General features: G+C 44.1%; 19 protein-coding genes. 17 read left to right on the top strand and 2 right to left on the bottom strand.

Annotated features, from left to right (window positions below; genetic code table 11):
- Positions 1-110 precede the first annotated feature (110 nt).
- From ACTSEZ_RS08730 to ACTSEZ_RS08715, 4 genes are all read left to right on the top strand, one after another.
- The gene (locus ACTSEZ_RS08730; protein ID WP_369733786.1) at positions 111-1,031 is read left to right on the top strand and encodes a MerR family transcriptional regulator; all 921 of its coding nucleotides are present in this window, start codon (positions 111-113) and stop codon (positions 1,029-1,031) included.
- Between the two features lie 122 nt (positions 1,032-1,153).
- The gene (locus ACTSEZ_RS08725; RefSeq protein ID WP_369733785.1) at positions 1,154-1,756 is read left to right on the top strand and encodes a genetic competence negative regulator; all 603 of its coding nucleotides are present in this window, start codon (positions 1,154-1,156) and stop codon (positions 1,754-1,756) included.
- A 232-nt stretch (positions 1,757-1,988) separates the two neighbouring features.
- Positions 1,989-3,260, top strand: a complete 1,272-nt coding sequence (locus tag ACTSEZ_RS08720) for a Glu/Leu/Phe/Val family dehydrogenase (RefSeq protein WP_369733784.1) — start codon at positions 1,989-1,991, stop codon at positions 3,258-3,260.
- Positions 3,261-3,526: 266 nt separating this feature from the next.
- Positions 3,527-4,501 carry a YpdA family putative bacillithiol disulfide reductase gene (locus ACTSEZ_RS08715; protein WP_369733783.1) on the top strand — a complete coding sequence of 325 codons (975 nt, stop codon included), beginning with the start codon at positions 3,527-3,529 and terminating at the stop codon, positions 4,499-4,501.
- Between the two features lie 30 nt (positions 4,502-4,531).
- Here ACTSEZ_RS08715 and ACTSEZ_RS08710 read toward each other — a convergent pair whose 3' ends face one another.
- Entirely contained in the window at positions 4,532-5,500 is a 969-nt protein-coding gene (locus ACTSEZ_RS08710; RefSeq protein WP_369733782.1) for an asparaginase, read from the bottom strand.
- Positions 5,501-5,605: 105 nt separating this feature from the next.
- Between ACTSEZ_RS08710 and prsW the strand changes: the two genes are divergently transcribed.
- From prsW to fni, 9 genes are all read left to right on the top strand, one after another.
- Positions 5,606-6,280 (top strand): glutamic-type intramembrane protease PrsW, encoded by a 675-nt coding sequence (gene prsW, locus ACTSEZ_RS08705; protein WP_369733781.1) that lies wholly within the window; start codon positions 5,606-5,608, stop codon positions 6,278-6,280.
- Positions 6,281-6,536: 256 nt separating this feature from the next.
- Entirely contained in the window at positions 6,537-7,454 is a 918-nt protein-coding gene (sleB, locus tag ACTSEZ_RS08700; RefSeq protein WP_369734088.1) for a spore cortex-lytic enzyme, read from the top strand.
- A gap of 12 nt (positions 7,455-7,466) precedes the next feature.
- Positions 7,467-8,810: a germination protein YpeB gene (gene ypeB, locus ACTSEZ_RS08695; RefSeq protein ID WP_369733780.1), complete on the top strand. Its 1,344-nt coding sequence runs from the start codon at positions 7,467-7,469 to the stop codon at positions 8,808-8,810.
- 95 nt (positions 8,811-8,905) lie between these two features.
- On the top strand, positions 8,906-9,550 hold the full coding sequence (locus ACTSEZ_RS08690) for a flagellar brake protein (RefSeq protein WP_369733779.1): 645 nt from the start codon (positions 8,906-8,908) through the stop codon (positions 9,548-9,550).
- 51 nt (positions 9,551-9,601) lie between these two features.
- Entirely contained in the window at positions 9,602-9,796 is a 195-nt protein-coding gene (locus ACTSEZ_RS08685; RefSeq protein ID WP_029280217.1) for a DUF5359 family protein, read from the top strand.
- An 83-nt stretch (positions 9,797-9,879) separates the two neighbouring features.
- The gene (gene cmk / locus ACTSEZ_RS08680) at positions 9,880-10,551 is read left to right on the top strand and encodes a (d)CMP kinase (RefSeq protein WP_369733778.1); all 672 of its coding nucleotides are present in this window, start codon (positions 9,880-9,882) and stop codon (positions 10,549-10,551) included.
- A gap of 5 nt (positions 10,552-10,556) precedes the next feature.
- Positions 10,557-11,141, top strand: coding sequence for a lysophospholipid acyltransferase family protein (locus ACTSEZ_RS08675; RefSeq protein WP_369733776.1), 585 nt, complete (start codon positions 10,557-10,559; stop codon positions 11,139-11,141).
- A 129-nt stretch (positions 11,142-11,270) separates the two neighbouring features.
- Positions 11,271-12,419, top strand: a complete 1,149-nt coding sequence (gene rpsA / locus ACTSEZ_RS08670) for a 30S ribosomal protein S1 (protein ID WP_029280223.1) — start codon at positions 11,271-11,273, stop codon at positions 12,417-12,419.
- Positions 12,420-12,431: 12 nt separating this feature from the next.
- A complete protein-coding gene (gene fni / locus ACTSEZ_RS08665; RefSeq protein WP_369733775.1) occupies positions 12,432-13,493 on the top strand; it encodes a type 2 isopentenyl-diphosphate Delta-isomerase in 1,062 nt (353 codons plus the stop codon).
- A gap of 217 nt (positions 13,494-13,710) precedes the next feature.
- Here the strand turns inward: fni and ACTSEZ_RS08660 are convergent, their stop codons facing one another.
- Positions 13,711-13,842: a YpzI family protein gene (locus tag ACTSEZ_RS08660; protein ID WP_369733774.1), complete on the bottom strand. Its 132-nt coding sequence runs from the start codon at positions 13,840-13,842 to the stop codon at positions 13,711-13,713.
- A 126-nt stretch (positions 13,843-13,968) separates the two neighbouring features.
- On the opposite strand from ACTSEZ_RS08660, the gene ACTSEZ_RS08655 reads away from it, so the two are divergent.
- From ACTSEZ_RS08655 to der, 4 genes are all read left to right on the top strand, one after another.
- Positions 13,969-14,562, top strand: a complete 594-nt coding sequence (locus tag ACTSEZ_RS08655) for a YphA family membrane protein (protein WP_369733773.1) — start codon at positions 13,969-13,971, stop codon at positions 14,560-14,562.
- 1 nt (position 14,563) lies between these two features.
- A complete protein-coding gene (locus ACTSEZ_RS08650) occupies positions 14,564-15,460 on the top strand; it encodes a YIEGIA family protein (protein WP_369733772.1) in 897 nt (298 codons plus the stop codon).
- Positions 15,457-15,648 carry a capping complex subunit for YIEGIA gene (locus tag ACTSEZ_RS08645; protein ID WP_029280230.1) on the top strand — a complete coding sequence of 64 codons (192 nt, stop codon included), beginning with the start codon at positions 15,457-15,459 and terminating at the stop codon, positions 15,646-15,648. Before ACTSEZ_RS08650 ends, ACTSEZ_RS08645 begins: the two co-directional genes overlap by 4 nt.
- Positions 15,649-15,869: 221 nt before the next feature.
- On the top strand, positions 15,870-17,180 hold the full coding sequence (gene der, locus ACTSEZ_RS08640; protein ID WP_369733771.1) for a ribosome biogenesis GTPase Der: 1,311 nt from the start codon (positions 15,870-15,872) through the stop codon (positions 17,178-17,180).
- Positions 17,181-17,189 lie beyond the last annotated feature (9 nt).

The raw sequence follows: 17,189 nt of genomic DNA, 5'->3' as shown, positions 1-17,189 counted from the left end.
TATCAGAAAATACCAGAAAACAGACTATTCAACTGTTATACAAAGTTTACACAAGGTGTTTAATCCTATATACTTTGATTACAGTGATTTTTGTAATTGGAGGATTTGATATGTCCAGTCAAGAAGGCAAATACAACATAAAGGCAGTCTCCAAAATGCTTGGAATCCAGCCGGGAACCCTTAGAGCCTGGGAAAGACGCTATAACATGATTGCACCGGTCAGAAATGATTCCGGCCACCGCTTATATACAGAAGAACACATAAAAATTTTAAAGTGGCTGATCACAAAGGTGAATAAAGGGTTTACGATCAGCCAGGCTGTCAATCTTCTTGAACACAGCGAACTGCCTTCAGAAGACCCTGTCAGCGTCTCAGCGGCACCTGATGTCTCTGACCGGTCGATGGATTTAACGGAGGAGCTTCTTACTGCGCTGCTGTCTTTTGATGAAAACACCGCCCATGAGCTGCTTAACAGAGCCTTCAGCCTTTACTCGATTGATAAAGTGCTTATCGATATCCTCGGAACGCTGCTTGTTAAAATAGGAGATTTGTGGGAGAACGGGAAAATTACTTCTGCCCATGAGCATTTTGCTTCCTCTTTTCTCAGATCAAGAATCGGCATCATCCTTCATACTCTTCCAGTAAACGGACTGCTTCCCAAAGTGGTCTCCGTGTGCGGTCCGGGTGAATGGCATGAACTTGGCCTGTTGATTTTCACCCTCTATCTGCGGAGAAAAGGGTTTGAGGTCATTTATTTAGGGACAAGCATTGCAGACGGAGATATAGATATTGTTCTGGGTGAAGTGAACCCGAAATTTCTTTTCTACTCCTGCACCCTGCAGGAAAATGTTGAAAAGACAATCGCATCTGCAGATGAACTCAGAGGAAAGCATGAACATCTGATTATTGGACTTGGAGGAAACGGCTTTAATAAGGTTTCAAGAGATGTCATGAAGCCATATGAGAGTTTGTTTGTCGGCAATACAAAACAAGAGTGGGACACCTGGCTGAAAGAACGGCTGTCTGTCTGAAGCATTTTGCTTGTCTAAACCTGTCCGGCAGGTGTAAACTTGCTGAAAAATCAGGCGAACCATCCCGCCTGCAATTCATATGATAAAGAAAAAAGTACGTTCTGACGGCAGGAGGGTAAGGGATGCGGCTAGAGCGATTGAACTATAACAAGATCAAAATCTTCTTAACCATAGATGATTTAATGGACAGAGGACTGACAAAAGAAGACTTGTGGAAAGACTCTCTGAAAGTGCATCAGCTTTTCAGGGAAATGATGGACGAAGCAAGTGAGGAGCTTGGATTTGAAGCGAGCGGCCCAATTGCCGTAGAGGTTTATTCTCTTCAGGCGCAAGGCATGGTGATCATCGTCACCAAAAACCATGAAGAAGAAGAATCAGATGAAGATTATGCGGATGACTATATTGAAATGCAGGTGAAGCTGGATCAGAATTGCGACATTGTCTATGAATTTAATGATTTTGAAGACATTATCCAGCTGACAAATGCTCTTTATTCAAAGGGCTTGAAGGAAGGAACAGTCTACTCATACCAAAACCGTTTTTTTCTTATACTCGATGAACACCAGCCAATACATGTCGATACGCTTGTATCCATTATTGCAGAATACGGCAATCCGTCGATGATTTCCATTCATTACTTACATGAGTACGGCAAGTGCCTGCTTGAAGACTTCGCTGTAGAAAAGCTGTATTCCTATTACTGGAAGAATAACCCGAAGTCTTAATTAGACTTCGGGTTATTCTTTAAATAAAAATGTCTTACTATTCAAAGCTTTCGAACTATATTTATGTGTTTGAACCCTGTTTTATCCATATCCTCCACTTCATTGAAATCGCTTACAAAAATCCGTTTTCTTTTCGCTATTTCTACTTTGCAGAAAAGGGTCAAAGGTGTATACTATGTCATGAAAGGTGGACATTCCACCCATCCTGAAGAGACAGTAGGAGGTTTACTCGATGGTAGCCGAAAAGAGCACCAATCATAAACGGGAAAAGCATGATGTGCTGAAATCAACACAAACGGTGATACATAAAGCCCTGGAGAAACTGGGTTATCCTGAAGAAGTGTATGAATTATTAAAAGAACCGATGAGAATGATGACGGTAAAAATACCTGTTCGAATGGATGATGGTTCAGTTAAAATTTTTACTGGCTATCGCGCGCAGCATAATGATGCAGTAGGGCCTACAAAGGGCGGAATCCGTTTCCATCCCGGAGTAACCGAAACGGAAGTTAAAGCGCTGTCAATCTGGATGAGTCTTAAGTGCGGAATTGTTGACTTGCCATATGGCGGAGGAAAAGGCGGAATCGTCTGTGATCCCCGTGATATGTCATTCCGTGAACTCGAGCGGCTCAGCCGAGGCTATGTAAGAGCAATCAGCCAGATTGTCGGACCGACAAAAGATATTCCGGCACCGGATGTTTTTACTAATTCACAGATTATGGCCTGGATGATGGATGAATACAGCCGAATCGATGAATTTAACTCTCCTGGATTTATTACAGGGAAACCTCTTGTTCTTGGAGGTTCGCACGGACGTGAATCAGCTACAGCTAAAGGTGTTACGATTTGTATTCATGAAGCTGCGAAGAAAAAAGGCATTGAGCTGAAAGGCGCGAGGGTTGTCGTGCAGGGCTTCGGCAATGCGGGAAGCTACCTTGCAAAATTCATGCATGATGCAGGAGCCAAAGTTATTGGAATCTCTGATGCGTACGGCGGTCTTCACGATCCTGATGGTCTTGATATCGACTACCTTCTTGACCGCAGAGACAGTTTTGGTACAGTGACAAAGTTATTTAATGATACGATTACAAATAAAGAGCTGCTTGAGCTTGATTGCGACATTCTTGTACCGGCAGCGATTGAAAACCAGATTACAGAAGAAAACGCCCATCTCATCCGCGCAAGCATCGTTGTTGAGGCGGCAAACGGGCCAACCACGATTGAAGGTACTCAAATTCTGACTGACCGCGGCATCCTGCTCGTTCCTGACGTGCTTGCAAGTGCCGGCGGAGTTACGGTTTCCTACTTTGAGTGGGTTCAGAATAATCAGGGCTACTACTGGACGGAAGAAGAAGTTGAGGAAAAGCTCGAAAAGGTTATGGTCAAATCCTTTAACAATATTTACGAAGCGGCTCAGACAAGACGCGTTGATATGCGCCTTGCTGCCTACATGGTTGGTGTCCGCAAAATGGCGGAAGCATCACGGTTCAGAGGCTGGATTTAAGTTAATTGTTTGCAACTGTTCAAAAAATCTCCTATCATTACCGGTAGGAGATTTTTTTGTATTTAAGAAATTTATAAAGAATAAAAAGTTGTGTAAAACTTAACAAAGTTATTCACGTCCAGCTCCAGCACCTAGATCCTCTGTCAGAACAAATCCGTCGAAAAAGTCAAACCCGGACTTTTCCGCCGGATTCTTATCTGCCTATCGGATCTGAGCAAGGCGCTTGCGCTTTTGTTGAAGAAAATAGAGATTCAGGAGTGAACATGTTGAAAAAAGAAGAGGTCATCATTATCGGAGGAGGTCCATGCGGACTTGCGGCGGCACTTGCTTTGAAGGAAAAAGGGATCGATGCCCTAATTATAGAAAAAGGAAATATTGTCAATTCCATTTATCACTATCCTACACATCAGACTTTTTTCAGTACAGCCCAGAAGCTGGAAATTGGAGGCGTTCCGTTTATCACTGAAAACAGGAAGCCTTACAGAATTCAGGCGCTTGCCTATTATCGTGATGTAGTAAGGCGCAGCGGGCTGAGAATTCACGCTTTTGAAAAGGTGACAGGCGTCAAGAAGGAAGGTAAGTCCTTTATAGTTTCAACATTAAAGGATACATACAAGGCAGGTTACGTCATTGTCGCAACGGGCTATTATGATCATCCTAACTATATGAACATTGAGGGTGAGGACCTTCCAAAGGTGTTTCATTACTTTAAAGAGGGTCATCCTTTTTTTGATAAGGATGTCGTTGTTGTGGGCGGAAAAAACTCAAGCGTCGATGCGGCGCTTGAACTGGTGCACTCAGGGGCAAGAGTCACGGTGATTTACAGGGGCGATACATATTCGCCAAGTGTTAAGCCTTGGATTCTCCCTGAATTTGAAGCGCTTGTCAGAAACGGAACTATTAAAATGGAATTTAATTCTCTCTTAAAACGGATAACAGAAGATACAGTTGTATATGAAAAAGACTGCAAAGAAGAAGTGACGATCCAAAACGATTTTGTCTTTGCGATGACAGGCTATCATCCGGATCATTCTTTCCTGACCAAAATGGGTGTGGACATTGATCCCGCTACGGGACGTCCTTCTTTTTCAGAAGAAACGATGGAGACAAATGAAGCGGGCATTTATATTGCAGGCGTCATTGCAGCCGGCAATAACGCTAATGAAATCTTTATTGAAAACGGACGTTTCCATGGCGGGCTCATTGCAGAAGACATTGCAGAAAAAAAAGACATCATTTGATGAGGTGATGTCTTTTTTTTGCATCTTATTTTAGAAAGAGAAAATCTCCTGAAGTTCACCTGCATCCTGTGTCGTTTCAAGAGCGATCATGAGTTTCAGGCGGGCTTTTTGCCCGTTAAGGCCGTTGCTGAAGATGATTCCGGCTTCTTTCAGTGTTTTTCCTCCGCCTTCGTAAGAATAAATGTCCTGTACGATTCCGTTAAAGCATCTTGAAACAATGACGATCTTGACGCCTGCATTCATCAGCATGGCAAGTGAAGGCATCAAGGTTGGGGGCAGGTTGCCCTGTCCGAGCGCCTCAATGACAAGACCGTCAGGCTTCACTTCGGCAATTGCCTTCAGGATTGTGTCGTCCATTCCTGCATAAGCTTTGAGAAGCATAACCTGTTTCGTCAGATGATCGGCTTTAAGATGAGTGCGGTTTACAGGTTTATGATGAAAGGATACTCCGCGCTTGTTGACAATTCCAATCGGTCCGTACTGGGGACTTTGGAAGGTGGCTACATTGCTGGTATGGGTCTTGGTCGCATTTTTTGCTGAGTGCACCTCATCATTCATCACCACAAGTACGCCCATATCTGCAGCTTCAATGCTTGCAGCAACTTGAATAGATGACACGAGATTATAAAGCCCGTCCGATCCCAGCTCATTGCTGGATCGCATAGCGCCTGTTATGACAACGGGGATCTTCACATTCAGGGTCAGGTCAAGAAAGTATGCGGTTTCTTCCAGTGTATCTGTTCCGTGTGTAATGACAATTCCATCTATTTGATCTTTTTGACATGCTTTTTCGATTGTTTCCTTAAGTTCGAGCATTTCTTTTGGTGTGATGTGCGGTGACGGCAGATAAAAAAGTTCCTTTGAAGTTATGACAATATCGTTAAACGTAAGCAAATGCTTAAGCAGCGGATTGGATTCGCCCTGCTTTACCTCGCCGGTTGTTTCATCCTCGCTCATCGAAATGGTTCCGCCTGTATGGATGACAAAAATATGTTTCATAAGCCCCTCCGATTGTTCAATATCTTTTCTCTCAATTCATTTTCAATTTTACGATAACATGATACCATTATAAATAGAAGAAATTTGAAGAAAGAAGGCCTGCGGATGATTGCCATTATTTCTGCCGGCATAGCCCCTGGCTTAGCCATCTTAAGTTACTTTTATTTAAAAGACCAATATGAAGCAGAGCCCATTTATATGGTGTTCCGGTCATTTGCATTCGGGGCGCTGCTTGTTTTTCCGATCATGTTTATTCAGTACGTGCTTGAGACGGAACAGATCATTGACTCTAAGGTGCTGCTGGCTTTTTTCTCGAGCGGACTTCTGGAAGAATTTTTTAAATGGTTTATTTTGTTTGTAACCATCTATCCGCATGTTCATTTTGATGAACATTACGACGGCATTGTGTACGGGGTCGCTTCATCACTGGGCTTCGCTACACTTGAAAATATTTTATACTTAATTGGAAACGGACTTGAATTTGCCGTCGGCCGCGCGCTTCTTCCGGTTTCCAGCCATGCATTATTTGGAGTGATTATGGGCTATTACATGGGAAAAGGTAAGTTTTCCGGGCTCTCGGAAAAAAGAAAGTGGATTCTATTTTCTTTAATGGTTCCCGTCATTTTACATGGATTGTATGACTATATTCTTGTTGCCCACAAGCTCTGGCCGCTTTATATGGTGCCATTTATGCTTTGTCTCTGGTTGTTTTCCCTGCATAAAGCAAAAAAAGCGAGAATGATTAAACATAACAAGTATGCAGTGGCTTTAAAACAATAAAATACGAATCCGAAAAAAGCAATCCTGCGGCGGGATTGCTTTTTTGCTCATTGCGCCACCTGCGGAAAGTGCGGGTCAGCTTTACGATTTCAGCTGAACTGCGATTTCCATTTCACCTCCAAATGAACAGAACTTCTAAACATGCTGTATAAAATACCAATTAGTACAAAAAATACGTTGTAAGGAAATTCATCAATCATGAGGAGGCAGCAGCATGCAGAAAAAACGTTTCATTTGGATGACGGCGGGTGCAGTGATGATTGCCCTTGTTTTTCAATTAACGATTTTCAATCAAAATGAAGCCCATGCGTTTTCGAATCAAGTGATTCAAAAAGGCGCTGTTGGCGATGATGTTGTGGAACTGCAGGCAAGATTGCAGTACAACGGCTATTATAACGGTTCAATAGACGGGGTGTACGGGTGGAGTACATACTGGGCGGTGCGCAATTTTCAATATGAATTTGGACTGAAAGAGATTGATGGTCTGGTCGGAGAAGCAACGAAGCATAAATTGTCACAGACTACAAAATACTACCGTGATTTTGTCCACAGACAGCTGAACAAAGGTAAAGATTTCACGCATTATGGCGGCGTGCCGCTCGACAGACAGGTTGCTCCTTCAAAAGAATACAAGGCGAAGCTTAAAGCGACCTACGGGAAAATAGGCGGCCAAAAAGCGCCTGCAGGCCAGGCGCAGCAAAAGCAGCAGCCAAAAGCGCAGGCACCTCAGCAGAAGCAGCAGGCACAGCCAAAGAAGCAGGCGCAGCCTAAATCACAAAGCAAAGCAAAAACAACAGCCGTCAATATGCCGGAAGGATTTTCACAAAATGATATTCAGCTGATGGCGAATGCTGTTTACGGGGAAGCGCGCGGTGAGCCTTACATCGGCCAGGTAGCAGTTGCAGCGGTTATCATCAACCGTGTTGACAGTGCAACCTTCCCGAATACCGTGTCAGGCGTTATTTTTGAACCGCGGGCGTTCACAGCTGTAGCTGACGGACAGATTTGGCTGACTCCGAATGAAACAGCAAAAAAAGCAGTCATGGATGCAATTAATGGATGGGATCCGACTGAAGGGGCCATTTACTACTTTAACCCTGATACTGCTACAAGCGGATGGATTTGGGGACGTCCTCAAATTAAACAGATTGGAAAGCACATATTCTGTAATTAAGAGGTGAACAAAATGATCAGAGGGATTTTGATCGCAATACTTACAATTGGTGTTGTCGGAACAGCTTATTGGGGCTATAAAGAGCATCAGGAGAAAAATGCCGTGCTGATACATGCAGAAAACAATTATCAGAGGGCTTTCCATGACCTGACCTATCAAGTGGATCAGCTGCATGATAAAATCGGCGCAACTCTTGCCATGAATTCAAGAAAGTCACTTTCTCCCGGTCTTGTTGAAGTGTGGAGAATCACATCAGAAGCACATTCAGACGTTGGCCAGCTTCCGCTGACTCTGCTGCCGTTCAATAAAACAGAAGAATTTCTGGCAAGCATTTCTGACTTCAGCTACCGCACAGCGGTCAGAGACCTTGACAAAGAGCCGCTTTCAGATCAGGAATACGCAACATTAAAGCAGCTGTATGCGAAATCAGAAGATATTCAAAAAGAGCTGCGGAACGTTCAGCATATGGTTATTGATAATAATCTGCGCTGGATGGATGTAGAGCTGGCACTTGCTGCAGGCGAAGAAAAGCAGGATAACACGATTATTAACGGATTCAAAACGGTTGAAAAAAATGTGAATGCGTACTCAAGCACAGACTTTGACCCATCTTTTACTTCTGTAAAAAAAGAAGAGGAAGGCTTTAATCATTTAAAAGGTAAAGTCATTACAGAAAAAGAAGTACCGAAAATTGTCGAAAAATTTGTTCCCGGCTCTACGGGAGATATGAAAGTTACTCCAAACGGAAAAGGTTCTCCCCTTGAATTTTACAGTGTATCGGTCAATGACCCTAAAAAGAAATCAGAGATCTATCTTGATATCACTAAAAAAGGCGGATATCCTATCTGGCTCCTTCAGAACCGCCAAGTCGCAGAACCGAAGATCAGCCTGAATGAGGCATCAAATAATGCGGCCGAATTTTTAAAAGATCAGGGTTTTTCAGATCTCATTCTTTACGAAAGCGCACAGTTTGAGAACATTGGAATCTTTTCCTTTGTTTCCGTCTATGAAAACGTAAGGCTGTACCCGGATGCAATCCGCATGAAAGTGGCGCTTGATGACGGCAAAGTAATCGGTTTTTCCGCAAGGGATTATCTTGCCTCTCACAGAAAACGCGAAATTCCTAAGGCAAAGCTAAGCACAGAGCAGGCTAAGGGCTTTGTGAATCCGAACCTGATGGTTCAGGAAGACAGACTCGCCATCATCACAAATGAGCTTGGTGAAGAAGTTCTATGCTATGAGTTTTTGGGAACGATGGAGAATGACACGTACCGGATCTTTGTGAACGCTGAAGATGGTTCAGAAGAAAAGGTTGAAAAACTGGATAACTCCGAACCGATTTATCAGGAAATTTAGGAGAACTTTTTTCAGAAGGAAAAGCAGAATAAGGCTTTTCCTTTTTTTTATTCCATGATTTAATAAAAGAAGTGAGAATGAAAGAGTGTGATCATGTGCTGGCAATTGGAGATACACTGTATATTGAAGTGCAGGGCGGGGATGCGGCAAGATTAAGATGCCGGGTAGTCGATCTAAAGGACCGGGTCTTATATACCGATTATCCGATTAACGATCAAACAGGCAAAACGTCCTTTCTTTTAAATGGAACAGAAATAAACGCCTTTTTTTCTCAGCATGGGCAGGCGTATTTGTTTCAGTCTGTTCTGCTTCACAGAAAAAAAGAAACGATTCCTATGCTTGCTTTTACTCTTCCTGAACAGAATGACTTTACAAAAGTGCAAAGACGAGAATATGTAAGAGTTGAAACAGATGCCGATGCCGCTATTCACTCTGTATCTGATGCTTTTAAGCCTTTTACAGGTTTAACCGTGGATTTAAGTGCAGGCGGAGCCGCCGTGAAGGTGCCTGCAAATGCAGGGCTTAATGAAAATGATCAAGTATGGATGTGGCTTTCTCTCCATTTCCAAAACGGCAGTATCCAATATGCGAAAGTTCAGGCGAAAGTAAAAAATGCCGGCAAATCCGGAATAGCGGCCCTGGAATTTACTGATCTGACAGAAACTGACCGGAAACAGCTGCTGCAGTATTGCTTCGACCAGGAGCTTCTTTTAAAGAAAAAGAAAACTGCAGCCGAATAAGACCCGCGCTCCTGCACCATACTAATGGTAAAAACGGAGTTTGATAAACAGATGAAACGGGCAGAGAGAATACTCTTTAAATTAATCATGATCCACCTGATATTGCTCCTATGCGCGCAGGCTGCCCTGACAAATCCTGGTTTGCAGCCTCACATCTCGCGTGTGGTACAATATGAAGGTGTAAACAAACTGACAATCAGCGAATGGCTTGAAACGTTCAAACAATCCAGTGTGCAGGACAAATAAACCTGCATTCTTTTTTGTTTGTTCTAAAAAGCCTGCCAGATCGGCTTAAGCTCAGAATCTGGCAAACTACCCGAGGAGGAACTATGGAACATACTATTTCTATTGCAATTGACGGCCCTGCTGCTGCGGGCAAAAGTACAGTTGCGAAAATTCTGGCAGAAGATTATTCATATTTGTATATTGATACGGGAGCTATGTACAGAGCACTCACATATAAGGTTCTTATGAAAAATGAAGACCTTGAAGATGAAGCAGCTGTTAAAGAAATTCTTTCAGATGCACATATTGAACTAGTTCCAAGTGAAAGCGGACAGCTTGTATATGTGAATGGGGAAAATGTCACAGAGCAAATCCGTTCACATGAAGTGACTAATTCTGTATCCATTGCGGCCAAGCATGCTTCTGTGCGCGAAGAAATGGTGAAACGCCAGCAGGATATGGCTAAAAACGGAAGAGTTGTCATGGACGGCAGGGATATCGGGACGCACGTGCTGCCGAATGCGGAAGTGAAAATTTTCCTTCGCGCTTCTGTTACAGAGCGCGCAAAAAGAAGGCATGAAGAAAATCTTTCTAAAGGCTTTACCTCGGATCTTGCGCAGCTCGAACTTGAGATCGAAAGAAGAGACAAGCTCGATTCAGAAAGAGAAGTAGCTCCGCTGAAAAAAGCAGAGGATGCAGTTGAAATCGATACTACCTCTCTCTCAATTCAGGGAGTTGTAGATGAAATTAAAAAAATTGTCCAAGAGAGGCTTTGATGCGGATGAGTTTTTATCAATTTGCCAAGGGTGTTGTCGCGTCGGTTTTTTTTCCGCTTTACAGGATTGAAATTCACGGGAAAGAACACTTTCCAAAAGACGGCGCTGTCCTTCTCTGTTCAAACCATATTGACAATCTTGATCCCCCAACCGTTGGAATCTGCGCGCCGAGACAGGTGCATTTTATGGCGAAAGAAGAATTGTTTCAGGTGCCGGTTCTTGGGGGTATAGTTAGGAAAGTCGGCTCTTTTCCAGTTAAAAGAGGAATGAGCGACAGGGAGGCCATCAGGAAAGGGCTGAATGTCCTGAAAGACGGCGGAGTGCTCGGCCTGTTTCCGGAAGGAACGCGGAGCAAGGACGGCAAGCTTGGAAAAGGACTGGCCGGAGCAGGTTTCTTTGCGCTGAAATCAGACGCCAGCATTGTCCCGTGTGCCATTATCGGCACCTACAAGCCTTTTCAGAAAGTAAGGGTTTATTTCGGTCCTCCGATCGATTTTGCTCCGCTTCGTGAGAAGAAAACGTCCGCAGATGAGGCTACAGAACTGATTATGTCGAAAATTGCTGAATTGCTCGAAAAACATCAATCTTAAGAGTCTAACTACTTGACAAAATGTAGCATTTATTAGAAGTTAGTAAAAAGAGTATTTTCACTTTATTCTAAAAAGTGATTTCATACATATCCAACTAAGTCGTGGGTTGTGACCAAGGAGGTAATTGGAATGGTTGAAGACATGAATGATGTAGAAGTAAAAACACCGGAAGTCGGTGATGTCCTGAAAGGGATCGTTACCAAAGTAGAAGACAAACAGGTAATTGTTGAAATTGACGGCGTAAAGCATACAGGCATAATTCCGATCAGTGAATTGTCCAGTCTGCACGTTGAAAAAGCTTCCGATGTTGTAAGTGAAAATGAGGAATTGCAGCTGAAAGTAACAAAAGTTGAGGATGAAGCCCTCATCCTTTCAAAAAGAGCGATAGATGCAGATCTTGCCTGGGATCAGCTTCAGGCTAAATTTGAATCAAAAGAAGTGTTTGACGCGGAAGTGAAAGACGTTGTCAAAGGCGGTCTTGTTGTAGACCTCGGCGTCAGAGGATTCATTCCGGCGTCTTTAGTGGAATCACATTTTGTTGAAGATTTTTCTGATTACAGAGGCAAAACGCTTTCTCTTATGGTCGTTGAAATTGACCGCGAGAAAAACCGCGTCATTCTGTCTCACCGAGCGGTCGTAGAAAAAGAGCAGGGTGAGAAAAAACAGCAGCGCCTTGACATGATCAAAGCGGGAGAAGTGCTGGAAGGCACTGTTCAGCGCCTGACTGATTTCGGTGCTTTCGTTGATATCGGCGGAATTGACGGCCTTGTTCACATTTCACAGCTTTCGCACAATCACGTTGACAAGCCTTCTGAAGTTGTTGAAGAAGGTCAGAAGGTCCAAGTCAAAGTCCTGTCGGTCGACCGTGACAACGAGCGGATTTCTCTATCCATCAAAGAAACCCTGCCGGGACCTTGGGAAAATATCACAAGCCAGGTGAAAGCGGGGGACGTTGTTGAGGGTACAGTAAAACGTCTTGTTTCTTTTGGAGCTTTCGTTGAAATTCTTCCTGGGGTAGAAGGCCTTGTCCATATCTCCCAGATCTCAAACAAGCACATCGGCACACCTCATGAAGTGCTTTCTGAAAACGAGAGCGTTCAGGTCAAAGTGCTTGATGTCAACGAGAACGAACAGCGCATTTCCCTCAGCATCCGGGAGCTTGAGGAACCTGAAAAAGCGGACGAAGAAGACTACCGCAATTATCAGGCGAAGGAAGAATCATCCGGCTTCCAGCTTGGTGAAATGATCGGTGATCAATTAAACAAACTAAAAAAGTAAACGGTGATGACTGTGAGCAGAGCTAAGCGAAAGATTGACCATATTCAACATGCTTTAAAAACAGGGCAAACACGTGATAATGGATTCAGCGACATCCTGTTTCTTCATCAAAGCTTGCCTGATACAGCTGTTCATCACATTGATATGCATACTGAAATTGGCGGACTTGTCTTAAGTTCGCCAATTTTTATCAATGCGATGACAGGCGGAGGCGGTTCTGAAACAGTTAAGATCAATGAAGCATTATCATCTGCAGCTGCTGAATGCAGGATACCGGTTGCAGTCGGATCGCAAATGTCGGCGATAAGGAATCCTTCTGAGCGGGAATCCTATGAAATTGTCCGCAAGGTGAACCAAAAAGGCATCCTGTTCGCCAACCTCGGCAGCGAGGCAACGCCTGACCAGGCAAAAACAGCGATTGACATGATTGAAGCAAATGCTCTTCAAATCCATCTTAACGTAGTCCAGGAACTTGTGATGCCAGAAGGAGACCGTGACTTTTCAGGGGCGTTAACCCGCATTTCTGCTATTGCAGATGCTGTGGATGTACCCGTCTTCGTAAAAGAAGTGGGCTTCGGCATAAACCGTGAAGCAGCTTCAAGACTTGCGGATGCAGGTGTCAAAGCCATTGATGTTGGCGGCTATGGCGGAACGAACTTTGCCAGAATCGAAAATGAGCGGAGAAGCAGGCTTCTTGAAAGCTTTAATGATTGGGGCATTCCAACGGCGGCGTCAATCGCAGAGATTTCGTCAACTGTGAAAGATGTTTCCATCATTGGTTCAGGAGGCATTCAGGATGCGATGGATATCGCTAAAGCTGTCGCTCTCGGTGCTTCCGGAGCCGGCATGGCAGGCTTCTTTTTAAAGATCCTGATTGAAGACGGCTATGAAGCACTCGTTCATGAAATTAAAGATGTTCAGGAAGAATTGAGAATGATCATGGCTGCCCTTGGTGCTGAAAGCGTCAAACAGCTTCAGGAAGCGCCTGTGATTATATCGGGGTTCACTCACCATTACCTTTCTGAGCGGAATATAGATACAAAAGCATTAAGCAATCGAATAATCAGGAAATAAAGAAATCCGCATCTCTAAGCAGAGATGCGGATTTTTTGTTGGCAAGGAAATTTTTACGAATATAAGGATTTGATAATATAACAAGTTTATCCACGGCAAGCATAAGCGCCTAGATCCTCTGTCAGAACAAATCCGTCAAAAAAGGCGGGACCCGGACTTTTCGCCCGGATTCTTATCTGCCTATCGGAGCGGGCCTTGGCGCTTCCGCTTTTGAAGATTATTTATTCCGAGCTCTCGATTCTTCCGGACTTTCAAGTGATGTAGCGCCTTTATAAGTTAACGATTGATCTCTGTCAGATTCCACTCGTCTGCTTTGTTTCAGTTTCTTTTCCTGTCTGTCGCGTCCCATGTTTTTCCCTCCTTTTATGGCTTAGTATGACTCAATGCCGCTTGCTTCATCAGCAAAATTTTTGCCGGGATTATGGATTAAAGAATTAAGAATGCAGCCATACTGGTAGAAATAGGAGTGAGAAGAGTGGAGAACGTATTTTACTATTGGATTTTGTGGGGAGCATGGATCATAGCGGTGTTTTTTATGAAAAAATCTGCAAATCGCACCTTTCTTTCATTTTTGATGCTGACATTCATCATAACAGGAGAGATGACTGCAGAGGTCGCTCCATTTACGGTCAGTGTGCCGTTCGTTCTGACTTTGCTGTCGGGGTATTATCTTATATCGAAGTCACCTAGAAAGCTCTATTCCTTTCTGTCAGTGATGACGATGTCTGCGGCTTATGCAGCTGTTCACTTAGTGGAACTGTTTGATCCGGTCTGGTTTGCGGTGGACAGGTTCTATGTCGTGACCGGTCTTTTAAGTATATTAGCGATTTATCTTGGGAAAAGTATCCATGAACGTTTAGGCTTCTTATTTGTGGCAATGGCTCATGGAGATGTCTTGTTCTTTGGGATCTTAAGCAGGTTTTACAGCGGCCTTGCCATTGGATCCTATGACTACATGAATATGGCGGCTGTCAGTCTGCTGTCAGTCTGCGCGTGGACATACGTGGAAGCGGCAATGGCTGCCTTGAATCAAATTCTTCAGAAAGCAGCAAGGGGGAAGCAGGCATAGGATGAATGAATATACGTTACCAATCATCTTTGGTGTAGCATTTGGGGTATTTACAAGACTGTATATGCTTCGGACTGATTACAGGCAGTATCCCACCTATCTTCACGGAAAAATCATTCATGTGGCGCTTGGAGTCATAGCGGCCGGTCTTGGCACAATTGCGATTCCGGCAATCATGGAAGAAGAATTTACCGCCATCACGTTTTTAACCCTTGCAGCTTCACAGTTCAGGGAAGTAAGAAACATGGAGCGGAATACATTAACAGAGCTTGACGGCTATGAACTTGTGCCGCGCGGTGCTACTTATATTGAAGGAATTGCCGTCGCATTTGAAAGCCGGAATTATCTTGTGATTTTTACATCTCTTCTTGTAACGCTTGTCTACATAGTGCTCAATGTATGGGCAGCAATTGCAGCTGGAGTGGTTTGTCTGCTCGTCTCAAAAAAACTGATGGCAGGAAGCAAGCTTAAAGACATTGTGGACATTGAATATGTAGCGCCTCACTTTGAAGGGGCCGGACTTTATGTAGATAATATTTATATTATGAACATCGGGGTTCCAGACAAACAGGAAGCTGTCTTAAAATACGGCATGGGCTTTGTGCTGACTCCAAAAAATTACAACGCCCGAAATACAATTGCCAATCTGGGTCAGAGGCAGGCAATCCTTCATGATGTGTCTACAGCCCTCGGCGTACATCGCGATTCCGGAGAGCCTTCACTTGTTCCGCTGGCAAAAAGAGACCTTGATGACGGCCGTCTTGGCGTTTTTGTCCTTCCGCAGGGCGGAGACAGAGAGCTTGCAAAAACCGTCATTGGCGAGGTGCCTACCCTTGAGAATGCCATTCGCATGCCAAGTGAGTCAAAAGCAAATAATGAAGGCAGGTCGGTCAAGTGAACACAGCTCTTGAAAAGTATATACTCGCTGCAGTGACGACCAACCCGGCGAAGGTAGCAGGAGGGACGGCTGTCTTTATTGTGAAAGACAAAGAAGAAATGGATTTTTTCGCAAAGAATCTTGAAGCCATACTGGATGGCATTGCTCATGGAATCGGCGAGGATCTTTACATAATTGTCAAGCATTGAGTTGTACAACATGATAATCTCTGCTAATATATAAAAGTTAAGCCCTTCCTAAAAGAGAAGGGTTTCTTTCATGAAGGCTCTTCCCCGAGTCTTGTTATCATGGTCAGAAAGGCTGCATTGTACAGCCTGAGTTTTTTGAAAAAGCTTATTGTACAGAAAATGAGACTGATGCTGCCTGTTTAACATAAAACGTAAATTGTAAGCTGAAAGGAAAGATCGCTATGGCTAAACCCGTAATTGCAATTGTTGGACGCCCGAACGTCGGCAAATCAACGATTTTTAACCGGATTGTCGGAGAACGTGTATCTATCGTTGAAGACATCCCGGGAGTAACACGTGACAGAATTTACAGTTCAGGAGAATGGCTGAACTATCAGTTTAATGTGATTGATACAGGCGGTATTGACATTGGCGACGAACCGTTTCTGGCACAGATCCGCCAGCAGGCTGAAATCGCGATTGATGAAGCTGACGTCATCATCTTTATGACGAACGGCCGCGAAGGTGTCACAGCTGCAGATGAAGAAGTCGCAAAAATTCTTTACCGCAGCAAAAAGCCTGTCGTTCTTGCTGTAAACAAAGTTGATAACCCTGATATGAGAGCGAGTGTTTATGACTTTTATGCGCTTGGATTCGGCGAGCCGTTTCCGATCTCAGGCTCCCACGGCCTGGGCCTGGGTGATTTGCTAGATGCCGTGGCAGAGCATTTTAAAAACCTTGTTACAGAAGAATATGATGAGGAAACGATTAAATTTTCCCTGATCGGCCGCCCGAATGTCGGGAAATCTTCCCTTGTCAATGCCCTGCTTGGTGAAGAGCGTGTTATCGTCAGCAACATTGCCGGCACTACGCGTGATGCGGTCGATACAAGCTACCGCTACGAAGGACAGGATTTTGTAATCATCGACACAGCTGGAATGAGGAAAAAAGGGAAAGTATATGAATCAACGGAAAAATACAGCGTGCTTCGCGCCCTTAAGGCCATTGACCGCTCGGATGTCGTTCTTGTCGTCATAGACGGAGAAGAGGGCATTATCGAGCAGGATAAGCGCATTGCGGGCTATGCTCATGAAGCAGGCCGTGCCGTTGTCATTGTAGTAAACAAATGGGATGCTGTTGAGAAAGATGAAAAAACGATGAAGGACTTTGAAGTGAAGATCAGAGACCACTTCCAGTTCCTTGATTATGCTCCGATTGTTTTTCTTTCGGCAAAAACAACACGCCGCATTCATACACTGCTTCCGCAAATTGTGCGTGCAAGTGAAAACCACGCTCTGCGCGTTCAGACCACTGTATTGAACGATGTCATCATGGATGCAGTCGCCATGAACCCGGCGCCGACAGATAAAGGCAAGCGACTGAAAATTTACTACGCTACTCAGGTTGCGGTCAAGCCGCCTGCGTTTGCTATTTTTGTCAATGAACCCGAATTGATGCATTTTTCTTATGAGCGTTTCCTTCAGAACCGCATCAGGGATGCATTTGGATTTGAAGGCACACCGATCAAGATCTTTACACGGGCCAGAAAATAATAGAGGTGA

It is taken from the genome of Metabacillus mesotrionivorans (assembly GCF_052171315.1).
GTDB lineage: Bacteria > Bacillota > Bacilli > Bacillales > Bacillaceae > Bacillus_P.
This window is presented reverse-complemented; position numbering and strand designations above follow the sequence as displayed.